The organism is Bartonella sp. TT121SHDZB (genome assembly GCF_042193415.1).
Classification (GTDB): Bacteria; Pseudomonadota; Alphaproteobacteria; order Rhizobiales; family Rhizobiaceae; genus Bartonella.
Window position 1 is genome coordinate 53,668 of the sequence record NZ_JBHILR010000004.1, and the last position, 16,476, is coordinate 70,143.

A 16,476-nucleotide genomic window follows, 5' to 3' on the forward strand; every position below is an offset into this window, starting at 1 on the left:
CAGCACGGCTCGATACTCTCTACCACTTTTACCATAAAAGAAAATGGTCACAGATCATTCTTTTCATGCAAAATCTCGTATCTGCAATCCATTATTTTATCTATTCTCTCCCGATTTTGGATCAGTTTTACTAATGCCAGTATTCATTGTCGGTAAGAATGCTTTATTTGCCTGCGGCGGATTACGAAAATAGAAAAAGAAATCCTCATTTGGAGAAATCACCATCGGTGTTTTCTCTAAATTCTTGTATTGTTCCATCGCCAACCAAAAATCATAAAAGGACGGATTAGCTTCCCTTGCATTCAATAAAAGACGAATACTTTCAGCTTGACCTTCACCACGGGTAATTTCAGCATCACGCTTTGCCGCTGCTACAATTTCTTCATATTCACGATTAGCTTCTGCTACAATACGATCTCGTTCTTGTTGACCACGAGCCCGGATATTTTCCGCAGCAGCTTCACGTTCAGCTGCCATTTGCCGATAAACATCTTCTGAAACAGCATCAGTCAAATCGGTTTTACGAATACGCACATCAACAATAGTAATACCCAACGAACCTGCATCTACAGAAAACTGTTTCTGTACTTCAGCCATCATCGCGCCTCGTTCATCCGATAAAGCTGCTTTAAATTCTCGCTTACCATAAACAGCACGCAAAGCGTCAATAAACCGCGGTGCAAGATTTTCACGGGCAGCAATCTGCGGACGCCCAGAAGCAATGCGCTGTAAAAACAACTTAGGATCTGTAATACGGTAAATAAAGAACGCATCCACCTCATAATACGCACCACCACGAACCTGTACAGATTGTGTAGGAACATCGTAACGCAATAACCGATTATCAACAATGATCATCTTATCGATAAAGGGCGCCTTGAAATAGATTCCAGGATTAGATTCCACCTGAACAATTTGTCCAAAACGCTTAATTGCTACTTGCTGACGAGGATAGACGATAAAAACAGACATCCACAAAATCATCAAAACGAACACTATAACACTAAAAACAAACAAAAAGCGAGATTGCTGCATAATTAATCTCCTCCAGAAATACGAGAATCTAAGAGTAACGCAGGACGCGCTGATGTTGCCTTTACTTTTTCCGACGACTTGCTACGCAACAATTCGTTCAAAGGTAAATAAGGCACGGCTGGAGAATTTGCCTGATCCAGAACCAGCTTATTGGGTGAAGAAAGAATCCGCCCCATCGTCTCCATATAGAGACGGTAGCGCGCAGCTTCCGGTGAAATCGCAGCCTCACGAGCTATCGCCTGAAACCGTTCAGCACGCCCTGTTGCCTCTTCAACCATTTGTGCCTTTTCACCTTTTGCGATTTCCCGTGTGCGTGAAGCTTCACCATTTGCTAAACCAATTTTCGTAAAACGTACACGATTCCCCTCTTCAATCATTCTTCCACGTTCCTGCTCCGCCTGCTGAACAGAATTAAACGCAGCAGCAACCTTTGTCGGAGGAGCAGCTTCACTGATAGACACACGGCTTATTTCAACACCAAGTTGATATTTATCTACAGTCAACTGGATAATCTTTCTAACGTCATTAGCAACTTCTTCTTTCTTGTCACGTAAAACATCATCAACCGGCCGCGAACCAATGACCTCACGCATTGCACTCTCAGCAACTTGGCGAACTGTTCCTTCTTGATCATTCACATTGAATAAAAATTGACTAGGATATGAAATCCGATAGTAAACGGAAAAATTAACATTCACGATATTCTGATCACTCGAAAGCATTAAGCCATCACTTTGTTGCACCTGACCAGGCTTTCCACCAATCGCGATTGTTTTTTCCGTTAAAGGCACTTTCATATAGGTCTCAATTGGCCAAAAATGAAAATGCAATCCATCACCAATGATGCCTTCTTTAGGGATGCCAAAACGCAATTCCACTGCTTGCTCATTTTGTTGGACAATATAAAGTGACTGATAGAGCAAAAAACACACAGCAAACAGAAGGAACAAAACAAAAGTTCCTCCTCTACTAAATTGTTTAAACTGATCCTGTCCTTTGCGCAAAATATCATTAAGATTGGGACCATTTCCGCCCCCAGAACCAAAAAGATTCTTAGCGGGTGTTTTTTTGTCACCACTGTTTTTGGTTTTATCGCCACTCCATGGGCCACCACCATTTTGATTTGTCCAGGGCATTATCACCTCTTTAACTGATTACCACTACTCGAATACCAACCATTTGCTTGATCTTATAGGGTGCCTCTTACCTCATTACAATACAACTGATAACCCCTTCCGCTTTATATTACAAAAAATTATTTCCGCTCATAAACAACAAAACGTGTCGGATGACTATCTTTATCCCCTTTGGGAATATCTTGTGTTTGCACAATAGTCCACTTTTCTTTATCAAAAACAGGAAAAAAACTATCACCTTCTATAGAAGCTAAAATTTCTGTAAGGAATATTTTATCAGCCATATGCAACCCTTGTTGAAAAATTTCACCACCACCAATAATAAAAATTTCCTCTATATTATTTTGAGAAGCAACATTTGTTGCAAGAGAACAAGCTTGCGATAAAGAGTGAGCAACAACAGCCCCTTCAGCACAAAAGGTACAATCACGCGTAATGACGATATTTGTACGTCCTGGTAAAGGCCTTCCGATAGAATCCCAAGTTCTTCGCCCCATAATAATGGGTTTACCCACCGTCAAAGCTTTAAAGCGTTGTAAATCCGTCGATAAATGCCAAGGCATAGCACCTTCACGACCGATAACACCATTTTCTGCAACAGCAGCAATGAAACAAATGGAAATCGTCATATTGCTACCGGCGCTTTAATATGGGGGTGTGCTTTATAATTAAGCAATTCAAAATCCTCAAATTGAAAAGAAAAAAGATCTGTTACCGCTGGATTTATGCGCATACATGGCAAAGCATTTGGTATACGAGACAATTGATATTTTGCCTGTTCAAAATGATTAGAATAAAGATGAGCATCTCCCAGAGTATGAATAAAATCGCCTACTTTAAGACCGCTTACTTGCGCAATCATCATTGTTAGCAATGCGTAGGATGCAATATTGAATGGAACACCTAAGAAAATATCCGCCGAACGCTGATAAAGTTGACAAGATAATTTCCCCTCCGCAATGTAAAATTGAAAAAAACAATGACACGGAGGCAAAGCCATTTCCTCTATTAATGCAGGATTCCAAGCTGATACAATCAAGCGACGAGAATCTGGCGTTTCCTTAATCATCGTTAAAAGATTGTTAATTTGATCAATATGGTGTCCATCAGGAGCAGGCCAAGAACGCCACTGATAACCATAAACAGGACCAAGATTTCCCTTTTCATCAGCCCATTCGTCCCAAATCGACACACCATGCTCTTTCAACCAAGCGATATTTGTATCGCCTTTAAGAAACCACAAAAGCTCATAAACAATTGAACGTAAGTGTAGTTTCTTTGTTGTCAACAATGGAAATCCTGCTTGTAAATCAAAGCGCATCTGATACCCAAAGATAGATCGCGTTCCAACACCCGTTCGATCTGTCCGATCAATACCCTGATTTAAAACATGAGATAAAAGAGCGAGATATGATTTCATAGAGCTATTATGTCCGATTCTTCTCATTATAGAAAATAAAAACTGTAAAATCCGTACAAAGATAATTCAAATCTTTTTCCAAAAACATCTTACACAAGAAATTATCATGATCTGACTAAATTTTTGATGCAAAAGATAAAATACTATAGACAGCTTCTAAAAAAATGACATAAATGAACAAAGATGGATAAACATGAAATAAAGGGATCGACTATGGAAAAACAAGAAGCTTTAAAACCACATGATACAAGAAAACGTATCTGGGCTATCGTGTCCAGTGCATCAGGTAATCTAGTAGAATGGTATGACTTTTATGTTTATTCCTTTACATCTATTTATTTTGCATCACAATTCTTTCCCTCAGATGGCAATGTCGTTACGCAACTTTTAAAAGCGGCGGGTGTTTTTGCTATTGGTTTTCTTATGCGCCCAATCGGCGGATGGCTTTTTGGCTTCATTGCCGATCGTTATGGACGCAAACGCTCAATGCTTATCTCTGTTTTTATGATGTGTGGTGGTTCGTTCTTAATCGCCCTACTTCCTACCTATGAAACCATTGGAGTGGCAGCAGGAATTCTTTTACTTTTACTCAGAATGCTTCAGGGGCTTTCTGTCGGTGGTGAATATGGTACAACAGCAACTTATATGAGCGAAATCGCCCTCAAAAATCGCCGCGGATTTTTTAGCTCTTTCCAATATACCACACTGATTGGAGGTCAACTTCTAGCCAGTCTCGTTATATTCATTTTAGCGCTTTATCTCACCGAAGATCAGCTAAAAGCGTGGGGCTGGCGTATTCCATTTGCCATTGGTGGATGCGGCGCAATTGTTGCGATTTATCTACGCCGCACACTCCATGAGACAACGACCAAAGAAAGTCGTTCTAGTGCACAAGCTGGTAGTATTAGGGGACTTCTGAGCAACCACCGAAAAGCTTTCTTTCTGGTTATTGGCTTTACAGCTGGAGGATCGCTCACATTCTACACCTATACGACTTACATGCAGAAATATCTGATCACAACCACTGGCTTTGATAAACATACAGCCACAACAATCATGACAGCTGCGCTCTTTGTTTTCATGTTACTCCAGCCCCTCTTTGGTGCTCTTGCAGATAAAATTGGAACAAGAACTTCTCTCCTTATTTGGAGTGTCTTATCTATTATCTTTACCATTCCTGGACTTAATATGATTGGTAATACTGATAGTACATGGATTGCTTTATCAGTCATTACTGGAATGCTCTGCATTATGAGCTTTTATACATCTATCTCTGGCATTGTAAAATCAGAAATGTTTCCCGCTTCAGTACGAGCGATAGGAGTTGGGCTCTCTTATGCTATTGCCAACGCACTGTTTGGCGGTTCTGCTGAATATGTCGCGCTTGGATTAAAAGATCTTGGATATGAATCTGTCTTCTATTTTTATATAACCAGTATGATGATTATTGCATTCATTGCTGTTCTCTTAATGCCAGATGCTCGCAAAAAAGGGTATTTACAAGGAGACGATATTCATTAACCTTTAATGTTAACAAACAAGGGTTTCAACAAAAAAAGTAAAGCCCAGTATTCTGGGCTTTTTATATTCTTTCCGATAGAAGTTTAAAGCTCACAGTTTTTTATCCTTTCAAACACTTTAAAGAAGCAATGTTCCCTCCTGCACACGCCGCTTATAAAAATAAATGGCTTCATATTATTATGTAATAAATACTTCTTTTGCTGAATTTAATTCACTGAAGATAAAAAACGTTTGATTTATTTTAATATTCCCATTCCCACTCAACGTCGAAGAAAAGTGATTATCTTTCAAGATAATTTTATCAATAATAAAGATTACACTCATGATTTTGTTTAATACGTTCTTAATGGTACCCCCTCATGCAAAACAAATCCTTTCATGAAAAATAGAAAATACCATTATATTATGAATTCACACATTTTTTTGAGAAACATTTCTCAATGCACCCAACTCCATTTCACAACGGCATCCATGAATTACATAACGTAAAAACCCCGTAAAATATAAACATGGGCATTACTCTCTTTACACTTAATAAAAGTGCAAGCCGCTATTATTATACTATTGACGAACTCTTAATATTGTACTCCCCCTTAACACTTAAGATCATTCCTAAAAAGTATTTTAACTAATACACCAACCTCGCATGCAATAGTCAATAACATCATTTTACGAAACAACATCAAGCATATAAACTAAAGAGTATCATATCTTCATAAATACTCTGCATATGCAAATAATTCACAATCAAACAAAAAACAATATTGCCTTAAGGGTAACCCAAAGCATACGATTTACGCAATATAATAACACCATGAGCCCACAACAACACTGATAGCTCTAGAAAAAACTTTATGTTTCCCTAAAAAATTATCATGATACAATAGCGTTTTTATAATGCACATCGTAAACAACTTTAAAAAGAAGAAAAGTTATAAATCTAAAAGGGGAACAATTCATGAATAATCAAACAACTTTAGATCCACATGATACAAGGAAACGTATTTTTGCTATTATATCCAGTGCATCCGGTAATCTGGTAGAATGGTACGACTTTTATGCTTACTCCTTTGCATCGGTTTATTTCGCTTCGCAATTCTTTCCTGAAGATGAGGATATCGTTACACAACTGTTAAAAACTGCAGGAATCTTTTTTATTGGCTTTCTTATGCGTCCAATTGGAGCATGGCTCTTTGGGTTTATTGCTGATCGTTATGGACGTAAACGCTCAATGCTTATTTCTGTTTTTATGATGTGTGGGGGCTCTTTTCTCATTGCCATACTTCCCACTTACAAAACCCTAGGAATAACAGCAGCATTTCTTCTCCTTTTAGTCCGTATGTTTCAAGGGCTTTCCGTTGGCGGTGAATATGGTACAGCAGCAACGTATATGAGTGAAGTTGCGCCCAAAAATCGTCGTGGTCTCTTTGCTTCTTTTCAATATGCAACAACGATCTCAGGTCAACTTCTGGCAAGTTTTATAATATTTATTTTAGCCCTTTACCTTAACGAGGATCAGTTAAAAGCATGGGGATGGCGTATTCCCTTTGTCATTGGTGGCTTTGGAGCAATCGTTGCAATTTATCTGCGTAGCTTGCTTCATGAAACAACAACCCTCAAAAGCCGCTCTGAACAACACGCTGGTAGTCTTAAAGAACTTTTTCGTAATCATAAAAAAGCGTTCTTTTTGGTTGTTGGCTTTACAGCTGGCGGATCACTCACATTTTATACATACACCACTTATATGCAAAAATATCTGATCACAACCACTGGCTTTGATAAACAAACCGCAACAACGATAATGACTGCCGCCCTCTTTATTTTTGTGCTACTCCAACCCCTTTTTGGTTCCCTAGCCGATAAAATTGGAGCAAGAGCTTCACTCATTAGTTGGGGGGCATTATCCATTATCTGCACCATTCCTGTACTTAAAATGATCGGTAATGCCCATAATCCATGGACAGCACTCTTAATTATTATTGGAATACTCTGTGTTATGAGTTTTTATACGTCCATTGCTGGTATCATAAAAGCAGAATTATTCCCTGCTTCAATCCGGGCAATTGGTGTTGGATTTGCTTTTGCCATTGGCAATGCACTCTTTGGCGGTTCTGCTGAATATGTAGCGCTTGGATTAAAAAATATGGGATACGAATCTGTTTTCTTTTTTTACATCGTTGGTATGATGGTCATTGCACTCATCTCTATTCTTCTTATGCCCGATATAGATAAAGAAGGATATCTCGATAAAGACGATAGACTTCATTAAACTTATTTTCTGGATAAAAAAAGCCCAAGAAATTGGGCTTTTTTATCATTATCACAAATTTAATATTGTTTAAATTTTATGAAGTGCATTAAGGTGCTTAGCAACTAGATAATAAAAAGTCAGTCGACTTTTTCTACGCTCTCCAGACATCATCTCAGCCACTTTTGAAACAGCCATTTTAGCACTCTTCTCATCAGCTTCTAAAACATCTTGAACCCATTTTTCAACACGTTCTAACTCTTTTGGATCCGATGTAGCAACAAGCGCTGCATCCTGCTTTTTCATCACCAAAGCTAAACGATGGCTAAGTCGTTCTACTGCTGCTTCATCGGGGCCTGAATCATATAGTTTAATATCTGCTAGATTATTTGTCATTTTGCATCATCTCCTCTCCAAAAATGAGCGGTCTATACTTTATAGCCGCCTCATATAGCTCCATAAATAATTAGAGGATTAAAAATATTAACAACCCCCCCCTTTTCCTAAGACTGTTCTTCATCTATATTTAGAGGGCTGGTTTACCAGCTATGGTAATAAATGGACGGTGAAATAAACCTATTGGACCCGGGGGCGGTACCCGGCGCCTCCACCAAAATATAAAAAACCAAAGTTATATTTTGGTGGGGGCGAAATAGGATCGACAAGGGTGTAAAGATCGCTCTTTTACTCGGCATTGTACCACCGTTATCGGGCTAAATGAGTAGTTGCAAATGACAACTATGCGGAAGCACGTCTCGCCGCTTAAGGTGGTGTGAATGTTTCAAATTGAGTCTTAAACCGTCGCAGGTTTAAGCGGGGTTCGAAGGCACCTGGCAACAGAAGCCTTCACTTTTTTAAATGTTATTGATTGATCTTTCAGACATTATCAGACATTATTTACCATAGATTTTCGTGTTTTTTCGATTCATTGAGGTACATCGTAGACAAAATATTGCTAGTTTTAAAATACATTCTATTACACAATATCAATACAATCCATTCTGCTACGTGAAATAAAAGGAATAAACTTCGATGGTTAAAGATCAAATCCGTTACGATATTCTCGTTCAGGATGCGCTTCGTGGAGTTATCCGTAAAGTTTTATCGGAAGTTGCCAAAGCAGGTCTTCCGGGAAATCATCATTTTTTTATAACTTTTTTGACAAATGCCCCAGGCGTTAAAATTTCTCCTCGGCTAAAAAATCGCTATCCTGAACAAATGACAATCGTCTTGCAACATCAGTTTAGAGATCTCAGTGTTTCAGAAACAGCCTTCGAAGTAACCCTCTCTTTCAGGGAAATAACGGAAAAACTGGTAATTCCTTTTACTTCCGTTCAGGTCTTTTATGATCCTGTAGCAGCATTTGAAGCAGCATTTGATCTACCCTCAAGTCTGACCTCTGGAGAAAGTGAAAATTCAGAAAACACCTTATCTGCACCCATTACTCTCTCAAACAAACAAAAAAAAGAAAATACGCTCACAAAAGAACAAAATCTCAGTACCAATAAAGAACCTTCAAATAATGACACAAAACAAAGTGCTGATGTTGTCTCTTTAGATTCTTTTCGGAAAAAATAAACTTTCTCATGCCTGAATTAATTAACCTTCGCCAATTTCGAAAACAAAAAAAGCGTACAGAAAAAGCTCTTTGCGCTGAGCAAAATCGTTATCGTTTTGGTCGAACAAAAACTGAAAAACTTTTTGAGCAACAAAAATCTTTAAAAACGCAAAAATTTCTTGATCAAAATCGTTTACGAAATGACGAATAAAGGTAGAAAAATGCACGAAAATAATTCTATCGATTGGTCAAAAGTTATTCCACGAAAAATATCCGTTCGCGTTGATGGGCACGCAACAAGCGTCTCTTTAGAACCACCATTTTTAGATATTCTAAAAGATATAGCCCGCCAAAAAGGACAATCTTTAGCCTTTATTATCACTGATATTGATAGCAAAAGACCACAACAAGTAAATCTCTCGGCCTCGTTACGCGTTTATGCCCTTCAAAGCGTTCTCACCCAACGCCTTTAATGTTTGTGCTTATTTTTTTTACGTTCTCTTTCTGTCTGTTCAACTGAAACTGTTGTGACTTTTTAAGAGAAGTTTTTTTAATCTAGAACTTCAATGAAAAAAAGACTACAAAAGAGAGATAATGAGTAATTTTTCTGATCACAACATACCTTTCTTTGAAGAAGATTCCCCTCCAGACCATGATAAAAAGAGCGCTGGTTTTTTCTCCCATACTCTAAAAGAACAAAAGTCATATAACACAGACTATTTAGAACAACTCAATCCAGAACAGCAACAAGCTGTTATGAATACTGAGGGACCTCTTTTAGTTCTTGCAGGTGCTGGTACAGGAAAAACGCGCGTTTTAACAACCCGTATTTCTCACATTTTACGCTCTGGACTTGCCTCTCCTCAGCAAATACTTGCTGTCACTTTCACCAACAAAGCAGCCCGTGAAATGAAAATACGGATTGGTGAACTTATTGGAGAAGTTGTTGAAGGTATGCCTTGGCTTGGAACCTTTCATTCCACTGGAGCTAAAATTTTACGCCGTCACGCAGAGCTTGTTGATTTAAAAAGAAACTTTACAATTCTTGATAGCGACGATGTTCTTCGACTTTTAAAACAGCTTATTCAAGCTGAAGGATTAGACGATAAGCGTTGGCCCGCACGAAACCTTGCCATGATGATTGATTCCTGGAAAAATCAAGGACTTTCACCAAAACATATCTCAAAAAGTGATGCTCATTCCTTTGGTAACGGCATGGGGCGCGAACTTTATCACAGTTATCAAAATCGATTAAAAGATCTTAATGCTTGTGATTTTGGTGACCTTCTACTTCATTCTATCTCTATTTTCCAACATAATCCAGATATTCTTCGCGAATATCATTCTCAATTTCGTTATATTCTTGTCGATGAATATCAAGATACAAATACAGCACAATATCTTTGGCTTCGCCTTTTGGCCCAACATCCTCAAGGTCAACATGTTAATCTTTGTTGTGTTGGCGATGATGATCAATCCATTTATGGATGGCGTGGTGCAAAAGTCGAAAACATATTACGTTTTGAAAAAGATTTTCCTTCTGCTAAAATTATTCGTCTAGAACGCAATTACCGCTCAACATCCCATATTCTCAAAACCGCCTCCCATCTCATTGCGCATAATGAAGAAAGACTGGGAAAAGTCCTTTTTTCTGCTCAAATAAAGAGTGAGGAAGAAAAGGTAAAAATTCATTCAGCATGGGATTCGGCAGAAGAAGCACGAGAAATCGGAGAAGAAATAGAACGCGCACAACAAACCGGTCATGCATTAAATCATATGGCTATATTGGTACGCGCATCATTTCAAATGCGTGAATTTGAAGATCGCTTTGTAACACTTGGCCTTAATTATCGCGTCATTGGTGGTCCTCGTTTTTATGAGCGAATGGAAATACGTGATGCCATGGCTTATTTACGCGTTGTTGTCCAACCCACTGATGATTTAGCTTTTGAGCGTGTTATTAATACACCCAAACGCGGCATAGGAGATGCAACCCTGCGCATTCTTTATGAGAGTGCACGTGCACGTGCTGTTCCTCTTTTTTCTGCTGCCGCTGACATCATTGAAACAGATGAATTAAAGCCTAAGGCACGCAGTGCGTTACGAAGCCTTATTGAAAACTTCCGCCGCTGGCAAAATATGCTTCAAGACACTCCTCATAGAGAACTTGCCGAAATCATCCTTGATGATTCTGGTTATACAACCATGTGGTTAGAAGATCGCTCACCAGAGGCTCCTACACGACTAGAAAATCTTAAAGAAATGATTCGTTCCATGGAACAATTTGAAAATCTTCAAAGTTTTTTGGAACATGTTGCACTCGTTATGGAAACGGAAAATAATGAAAATATGGATGCAGTCAACATCATGACACTTCATTCAGCCAAAGGGCTTGAATTTGAAACAGTTTTTCTTCCAGGTTGGGAAGAAGGACTCTTTCCCCACCAGCGCTCATTAGATGAAGGTGGACGTTCAGGATTAGAAGAAGAACGGCGCCTTGCTTACGTAGGTCTAACAAGAGCAAAAAAATATTTGCATATCTGGTTTGTATCTAATCGAAGAATTCATGGATTTTGGCAACCTGCTCTCCCCTCTCGTTTTCTAGATGAATTACCAGCAGAGCATATAGAAGTTGTAGAAATGGAAACATCTTATGGTGGTTATGGAAAATCTTCCTTTCAATATCACGATTCTTTTTATAATGACTATGCAACACCAAGACAAAAGCGTGCACAAAAAAACAAGAATATTGAAGGAAAAGTTATCACGCAATCAATCTCTCATACACCATCAGATTTTTCTGTCAATGATCGGATTTTTCACATAAAATTTGGTTATGGTTATATTACAGCAATAGACGATCATAAATTGACAATAATGTTCGAAAAAGCCGGAGAAAAGCGTGTACTAGATAATTTTGTAAACAAAGCTTAATTACAAGCAAACCATGATCCGTTTTTCCAAGAGATCATTTTGTTTTATTCTGACTATCATTTCCATTTGCGAACAAAGGCTTCAATGGGCAAATTTTGCATATCAGGCAATGCGTCGTGAATTTTATCAAGTGGCCAATCCCACCAAGCCATATCTAAAAGGCATTCTATCACATGATTGGGAAACCGCATCCGCAATCGCTTAGCAGGCACCCCAACGACAATCGTATAAGGCATAACATCTTTCGTTATAACAGCGTTCGCGCCAATGATAGCGCCATGACCAATTGTCACTCCAGGCATAATAACCGCACCATGTCCAATCCACACATCATGCCCAATAATAACACGTTTTGCACAACGCCTTTCACGAAAACCACTGTCTAATGCCATATAACGAAAATATTCGTTTGGACGATAGGTTATTTTATGCGTTGAAACACGCTCCATGGGATGCTCCAACGCATTCATCCGTACATGAGATGCAATAGAACAAAAACGACCAATATCGCTGTAAATAGCCTCACTGTTACGTTCTAAATAAGAAAAATCTCCAACTATTACATCACGCAAAACTACCCGCTCATTAATTTCCACATAGCGCCCTAATTTACAACCATGCAGCCGTGCTGTCGTATGGATACGAGGTTTACTTTCATGAAATCGAAGATCGTTTTCAATATTCATTATTGCCTTCCATCAATTGTTTCATCAATAGATATGGAAAGACATACCAACCAAACCAATAAAATCAACCGTGAAACAAACATTGCAAAACAAACCAGCCAATGCTAGAATTTTCTGACACTTTTAAAAGAGACAAACATATGAAAAATGTACTCCGCATTTTAGGGCTAACAGTTATATTTCTTACGGGGGTTTTTATTTATGATGCATTTATAAATAAGCCTTTAGGTGATAACTTTACGCTCACTGATTCAAATGGAAAAACGATTACCGAAGCTGATATTCGAAATAAGCCTTCAATAATTTTCTTCGGTTTTACAATGTGCCCTGAAAGCTGCCCTACCACACTGATGAATCTTGATCGATGGCTTACAGCCCTTGGACCACAAGCGGATAAGTTAGGAATATGGTTTGTGACTGTTGACCCCGAACGCGATACACCAGAAATACTCCATAATTATCTCAGTAATTTTAACAATAAAATCATTGGCATTAGCGGAGCTCCTGATAAAGTTCATAAAATGGTCAATTCTTTCAACATTGTTGCTGAAAAAGTCCCTGGGGAAGATGGAAACTATACTTATAACCATACGGCAGCAATTTTTTTACTCAAAAAAGGCGGAAAGTTAGCAGGTGTTATCCGTTATGATACGAAAGAAAGCGATAGCGAATTAAAAGATGAAATCGCCATTGAACGGTTAAAAAAACTCATCTTAAACTAAAAAAACCGATCAAAAGAAAGAACAGCATGTCGCAACAAATTCGCCTCTATTATACTGCTTCTAAAAATGAAGCAGAACGGTTCTATACCCTTATAGAAACAGCCTTTGACGAAGAAGGTTATCCTCTTGCTCTTGTAGAGATAGACGAAAAAAATGCTATATATGAACTTTCTCTATATGTTGATCAAGACAATCAAGAGCACGCATTGAAACGTTTTGCAAGCATTCTCTCTATAGATTTTGATAAAATTAATATAGAAGTTTTACCCAATATTGATTGGGTACAAAAAAGCCTAGAGGGACTAAAACCTATACATGCAGGTCCTTTTTTCCTTCATGGAAGTCACCACCGAAACACCATTCCAGCAAATGTTCTCCCTATTGAAATTGAAGCGAATCAAGCCTTTGGAACTGGGCATCATGGAACAACAGCCGGTTGTTTGGAAATGATTGCCAAAGTAATGAAACACGAAAATCCACAAAATGCCCTTGATCTTGGAACTGGCAGTGGAGTCTTAGCCATTGGCATAGCAATGCTCAAGCCCATTACTATTCTCGCCTCCGATATTGATCCTATTGCTATTCAAGTTGCACAACATAATATCGAGCTTAATGGCGTAAAAGAGTATATTACAGCGGTTACTGCAACAGGTTTTATGCATGAACACATTGCAACACGAGCCCCTTTTGATCTCATTGTTGCCAATATTCTTGCCAATCCTCTCATTGAACTTGCGCAAGAAATGGTAAAAGCTCTTAAAAAAGGAGGATCACTTATACTCTCTGGAATTCTTGAAGAGCAACACGCCCATGTTTTAGATATTTATATAAAACAAGGACTGAAGCATATCGAAACATACCACCGGCAAGGATGGGTAACGATACATCTAAAATAAATGAAAAGGACGTTGTTATGTATCAATCTTTTGAGGCGACAACAAATCCCACGCATGCTGCAAAACGCATTGCCTCCCTTCGTAAAGAACTTGATCGCCTTGGGCTCGATGGTTTTCTTGTTCCACGGTGCGATGAACATCAAGGAGAATATGTCCCCCCTCATGCTCAACGTCTTAGCTGGCTAACCGGCTTTACTGGTTCAGCTGGGATTGCCCTCATTTTAAAAAACAAAGCCATTATATTCACAGATGGACGCTATAAACTTCAAGTCCGCCAACAAACTGATCCTCATATTTTTGATTATGAAGATCTAATAATCTTCCCTCCTTCACAATGGCTTGAAACAAATGGAAAAAAACTTTCTATTGGCTTTGACCCATGGCTTCACACCATTACTGCTATCGATATATTGAAAAACGCATTAGAAAATAAAGCCGGCGGGACACTTGTAGAAGTTCAACATAATCCCATTGATTTGCTCTGGCATGATCAACCAAAATTACCGCAATCTGCCCTATCAGTTCATCCTCTCAAATATGCAGGATGCAGTTCAGATGAAAAGTTGGCATTGATTTGCAGATATATACAAAAAGCCAATGCAGATGCCTTTATTTTTACAGACCCCTCTTCCATTGCATGGACATTTAATATACGGGGCAATGATGTTTCCAATACACCTTTTTCCCTTTGTTTTGCTCTCATTCCACTTAATGAAACACCAGTCTTATTCATTAACAGCAAAAAACTTGGTGTAGAACAGAAACAATATCTGGAACGTTATGCAAAATTATATGAACCAGAACAGCTTGTTCCCAAGATCAAAGAGTATATTCAAAAAGGGACAGTGTTTGCCTTAGATCCACAACTAACATGCGAAAAATTACGCACTATCATTAAAGAAGAAAACAGCTCTTTCATCACGCTTACCGACCCTGCTGCTCTACCACGTGCTATTAAGAATGACACAGAACTCAATGGCGCACGCAAAGCGCATCTACGCGATGGTGTTGCCCTAACCCGTTTTTTTTCTTGGTTAGATAAACAAATACCAGGGTCAATAAATGAAATTTCTGCTGCTCAAAAATTAGAAGAATTTCGCATAAATACAGCAAAAGAAATGGGAGAAAAACTTAAAGATCTTTCTTTTGATACAATCTCAGCAACAGGAGCAAATGGTGCCATTATTCATTATCGTGTAACAACGCAAACAAATAAACAACTCAAAGCCGGTGAACTTTATCTTGTTGATTCAGGTGGACAATATCGTGATGGCACGACTGATGTCACACGCACCGTAGCAATCGGCAATATTGGAGAAGAAGAAAAACGCTGTTTTACGCTTGTCCTCAAAGGCATGATTGCGCTTTCAACTATCAGATTTCCAAAAGGCACACGTGGACAAGACATTGATGCTCTTGCACGCATTGCATTATGGAAAGCTGGTTTTGATTATGCCCATGGCACGGGTCATGGTGTTGGATCTTATCTTTCTGTCCATGAAGGACCGCAAAATATTTCCCGCAAAGGGTGCCAAGAACTCATCCCCGGTATGATTCTTTCAAACGAACCAGGCTATTACCGCGAAGGCGCTTTTGGTATCCGTCTTGAAAATTTGATGATTGTGCAGGCAGCACAAAAAATTGATGGTGGAGATATAGAAATGCTCTCGTTCGAAACACTCACACATTGCCCCATTGATCGACGGTTAATCCTTCCAGAGCTTTTGACACAAGAAGAACGACAATGGCTTAATGATTACCATGCACATGTTTATCAGGTTAATGTACCTTACTTGAACGAAGAAGATAAAAAATGGGCAAAAGAGGCAACAATGCCCCTTTAAATCAAGCAACCTATAACTTTTACCCTTTCTACAAAAACAGCACCGTCTTTTTTTAGAGAAAAATATGTACTTGCGTCAGGAAATACAAAAAATATTTCTACAAGATACTTCACGTTTTTTCTGATATGGCAAACACTGACCTAGGTGAAGCAGAGTGAGATACGCCTGCACGTGGTAATGCTTATTTTGGGTATTACCATCTAGACACTACCATATCCCTAGTTTCTTTATATGGAAACTCTCGTTATATTTTGTAATCCTTCGCATCGTATTTCTAAAACACCTATTATAACCAGCTTATTACGCTGTTTGGATTCAAAAATTCTGCATATTTATTTACAATTTTTACCTTGCTTCACAATGATAATTTATAAATTTTACTAATAATAACCTTGTATATTCTTCATCATAATAGTTTAAGTTTAATATTTAAGTTCAACGTTAATTATTTTAAATAACGTAATAAATATCAAAGT

General features: G+C 38.5%; 15 protein-coding genes and 1 other RNA gene. 10 read left to right on the top strand and 6 right to left on the bottom strand.

All coding sequences use genetic code 11. The annotated features are described in order from the left end of the window. Positions 1–96: 96 nt before the first annotated feature. The 4 genes from hflC to ACFIKI_RS03630 all read right to left on the bottom strand — a co-directional run bounded on the left by hflC (position 97) and on the right by ACFIKI_RS03630 (position 3,591). Complete coding sequence (gene hflC / locus ACFIKI_RS03615; protein ID WP_375665715.1) at positions 97–1,035, bottom strand: protease modulator HflC; 939 nt, start codon at positions 1,033–1,035, stop codon at positions 97–99. Positions 1,036–1,037: 2 nt separating this feature from the next. Continuing rightward, on the bottom strand, positions 1,038–2,171 hold the full coding sequence (gene hflK, locus ACFIKI_RS03620; RefSeq protein ID WP_375665716.1) for an FtsH protease activity modulator HflK: 1,134 nt from the start codon (positions 2,169–2,171) through the stop codon (positions 1,038–1,040). Between the two features lie 119 nt (positions 2,172–2,290). Further along, positions 2,291–2,800: a dihydrofolate reductase gene (locus tag ACFIKI_RS03625; protein WP_375665718.1), complete on the bottom strand. Its 510-nt coding sequence runs from the start codon at positions 2,798–2,800 to the stop codon at positions 2,291–2,293. Then, positions 2,797–3,591 (bottom strand): thymidylate synthase, encoded by a 795-nt coding sequence (locus ACFIKI_RS03630; RefSeq protein ID WP_375665719.1) that lies wholly within the window; start codon positions 3,589–3,591, stop codon positions 2,797–2,799. The genes ACFIKI_RS03625 and ACFIKI_RS03630 overlap by 4 nt, the downstream gene beginning before the upstream one ends. A 213-nt stretch (positions 3,592–3,804) precedes the next feature. Between ACFIKI_RS03630 and ACFIKI_RS03635 the strand changes: the two genes are divergently transcribed. Both ACFIKI_RS03635 and ACFIKI_RS03640 read left to right on the top strand, forming a co-directional pair. Further along, positions 3,805–5,112 (top strand): MFS family transporter, encoded by a 1,308-nt coding sequence (locus ACFIKI_RS03635; RefSeq protein ID WP_375665720.1) that lies wholly within the window; start codon positions 3,805–3,807, stop codon positions 5,110–5,112. A 958-nt stretch (positions 5,113–6,070) separates the two neighbouring features. Beyond that, the gene (locus ACFIKI_RS03640) at positions 6,071–7,381 is read left to right on the top strand and encodes an MFS family transporter (RefSeq protein WP_375665721.1); all 1,311 of its coding nucleotides are present in this window, start codon (positions 6,071–6,073) and stop codon (positions 7,379–7,381) included. Positions 7,382–7,450: 69 nt separating this feature from the next. Here the strand turns inward: ACFIKI_RS03640 and ACFIKI_RS03645 are convergent, their stop codons facing one another. After that, positions 7,451–7,756 carry a DUF2853 family protein gene (locus ACFIKI_RS03645; protein WP_375665722.1) on the bottom strand — a complete coding sequence of 102 codons (306 nt, stop codon included), beginning with the start codon at positions 7,754–7,756 and terminating at the stop codon, positions 7,451–7,453. Positions 7,757–7,854: 98 nt separating this feature from the next. Here ACFIKI_RS03645 and ssrA point away from each other — a divergent pair. The 5 genes from ssrA (at position 7,855) to ACFIKI_RS03670 (ending at position 11,852) form a co-directional block, all read left to right on the top strand. After that, positions 7,855–8,211: a transfer-messenger RNA gene (gene ssrA / locus ACFIKI_RS03650) on the top strand. A gap of 181 nt (positions 8,212–8,392) precedes the next feature. Beyond that, on the top strand, positions 8,393–8,938 hold the full coding sequence (locus ACFIKI_RS03655; RefSeq protein WP_375623346.1) for an SspB family protein: 546 nt from the start codon (positions 8,393–8,395) through the stop codon (positions 8,936–8,938). An 8-nt stretch (positions 8,939–8,946) separates the two neighbouring features. Further along, positions 8,947–9,129 carry a DUF4169 family protein gene (locus ACFIKI_RS03660; RefSeq protein ID WP_375623348.1) on the top strand — a complete coding sequence of 61 codons (183 nt, stop codon included), beginning with the start codon at positions 8,947–8,949 and terminating at the stop codon, positions 9,127–9,129. A 10-nt stretch (positions 9,130–9,139) separates the two neighbouring features. Continuing rightward, the gene (locus ACFIKI_RS03665; RefSeq protein WP_273790764.1) at positions 9,140–9,391 is read left to right on the top strand and encodes a ribbon-helix-helix domain-containing protein; all 252 of its coding nucleotides are present in this window, start codon (positions 9,140–9,142) and stop codon (positions 9,389–9,391) included. Positions 9,392–9,512: 121 nt separating this feature from the next. Continuing rightward, positions 9,513–11,852: an ATP-dependent helicase gene (locus tag ACFIKI_RS03670; protein WP_375665723.1), complete on the top strand. Its 2,340-nt coding sequence runs from the start codon at positions 9,513–9,515 to the stop codon at positions 11,850–11,852. A 56-nt stretch (positions 11,853–11,908) separates the two neighbouring features. On the opposite strand, the gene ACFIKI_RS03675 is transcribed toward ACFIKI_RS03670, so the two are convergent. Then, positions 11,909–12,538 (bottom strand): DapH/DapD/GlmU-related protein, encoded by a 630-nt coding sequence (locus tag ACFIKI_RS03675; RefSeq protein WP_375646178.1) that lies wholly within the window; start codon positions 12,536–12,538, stop codon positions 11,909–11,911. Between the two features lie 140 nt (positions 12,539–12,678). Here ACFIKI_RS03675 and ACFIKI_RS03680 point away from each other — a divergent pair, with 140 nt between their 5' ends. From ACFIKI_RS03680 to ACFIKI_RS03690, 3 genes are read left to right on the top strand one after another with little or no spacing between them, the layout of a single operon-like run. Continuing rightward, on the top strand, positions 12,679–13,260 hold the full coding sequence (locus ACFIKI_RS03680) for an SCO family protein (protein WP_375665725.1): 582 nt from the start codon (positions 12,679–12,681) through the stop codon (positions 13,258–13,260). A 26-nt stretch (positions 13,261–13,286) separates the two neighbouring features. Then, entirely contained in the window at positions 13,287–14,156 is an 870-nt protein-coding gene (locus ACFIKI_RS03685; RefSeq protein ID WP_375665726.1) for a 50S ribosomal protein L11 methyltransferase, read from the top strand. Positions 14,157–14,173: 17 nt separating this feature from the next. Further along, positions 14,174–16,000: an aminopeptidase P family protein gene (locus ACFIKI_RS03690; RefSeq protein ID WP_375665727.1), complete on the top strand. Its 1,827-nt coding sequence runs from the start codon at positions 14,174–14,176 to the stop codon at positions 15,998–16,000. Positions 16,001–16,476: the final 476 nt, after the last annotated feature.

What these genes read in the sequence shown, in the direction of transcription:
- ACFIKI_RS03635 (WP_375665720.1), top strand. Translation starts at nt 3,805, where the DNA reads ATGGAAAAACAAGAAGCTTTAAAACCACATGATACAAGAAAACGTATC.
- ACFIKI_RS03660 (WP_375623348.1), top strand. Translation starts at nt 8,947, where the DNA reads ATGCCTGAATTAATTAACCTTCGCCAATTTCGAAAACAAAAAAAGCGT.
- hflC (WP_375665715.1), bottom strand. Translation starts at nt 1,035, where the DNA reads ATGCAGCAATCTCGCTTTTTGTTTGTTTTTAGTGTTATAGTGTTCGTT.
- ACFIKI_RS03690 (WP_375665727.1), top strand. Translation starts at nt 14,174, where the DNA reads ATGTATCAATCTTTTGAGGCGACAACAAATCCCACGCATGCTGCAAAA.
- ACFIKI_RS03625 (WP_375665718.1), bottom strand. Translation starts at nt 2,800, where the DNA reads ATGACGATTTCCATTTGTTTCATTGCTGCTGTTGCAGAAAATGGTGTT.
- ACFIKI_RS03665 (WP_273790764.1), top strand. Translation starts at nt 9,140, where the DNA reads ATGCACGAAAATAATTCTATCGATTGGTCAAAAGTTATTCCACGAAAA.
- ACFIKI_RS03655 (WP_375623346.1), top strand. Translation starts at nt 8,393, where the DNA reads ATGGTTAAAGATCAAATCCGTTACGATATTCTCGTTCAGGATGCGCTT.
- ACFIKI_RS03685 (WP_375665726.1), top strand. Translation starts at nt 13,287, where the DNA reads ATGTCGCAACAAATTCGCCTCTATTATACTGCTTCTAAAAATGAAGCA.
- ACFIKI_RS03670 (WP_375665723.1), top strand. Translation starts at nt 9,513, where the DNA reads ATGAGTAATTTTTCTGATCACAACATACCTTTCTTTGAAGAAGATTCC.
- ACFIKI_RS03630 (WP_375665719.1), bottom strand. Translation starts at nt 3,591, where the DNA reads ATGAAATCATATCTCGCTCTTTTATCTCATGTTTTAAATCAGGGTATT.
- ACFIKI_RS03640 (WP_375665721.1), top strand. Translation starts at nt 6,071, where the DNA reads ATGAATAATCAAACAACTTTAGATCCACATGATACAAGGAAACGTATT.
- hflK (WP_375665716.1), bottom strand. Translation starts at nt 2,171, where the DNA reads ATGCCCTGGACAAATCAAAATGGTGGTGGCCCATGGAGTGGCGATAAA.
- ACFIKI_RS03675 (WP_375646178.1), bottom strand. Translation starts at nt 12,538, where the DNA reads ATGAATATTGAAAACGATCTTCGATTTCATGAAAGTAAACCTCGTATC.
- ACFIKI_RS03645 (WP_375665722.1), bottom strand. Translation starts at nt 7,756, where the DNA reads ATGACAAATAATCTAGCAGATATTAAACTATATGATTCAGGCCCCGAT.
- ACFIKI_RS03680 (WP_375665725.1), top strand. Translation starts at nt 12,679, where the DNA reads ATGAAAAATGTACTCCGCATTTTAGGGCTAACAGTTATATTTCTTACG.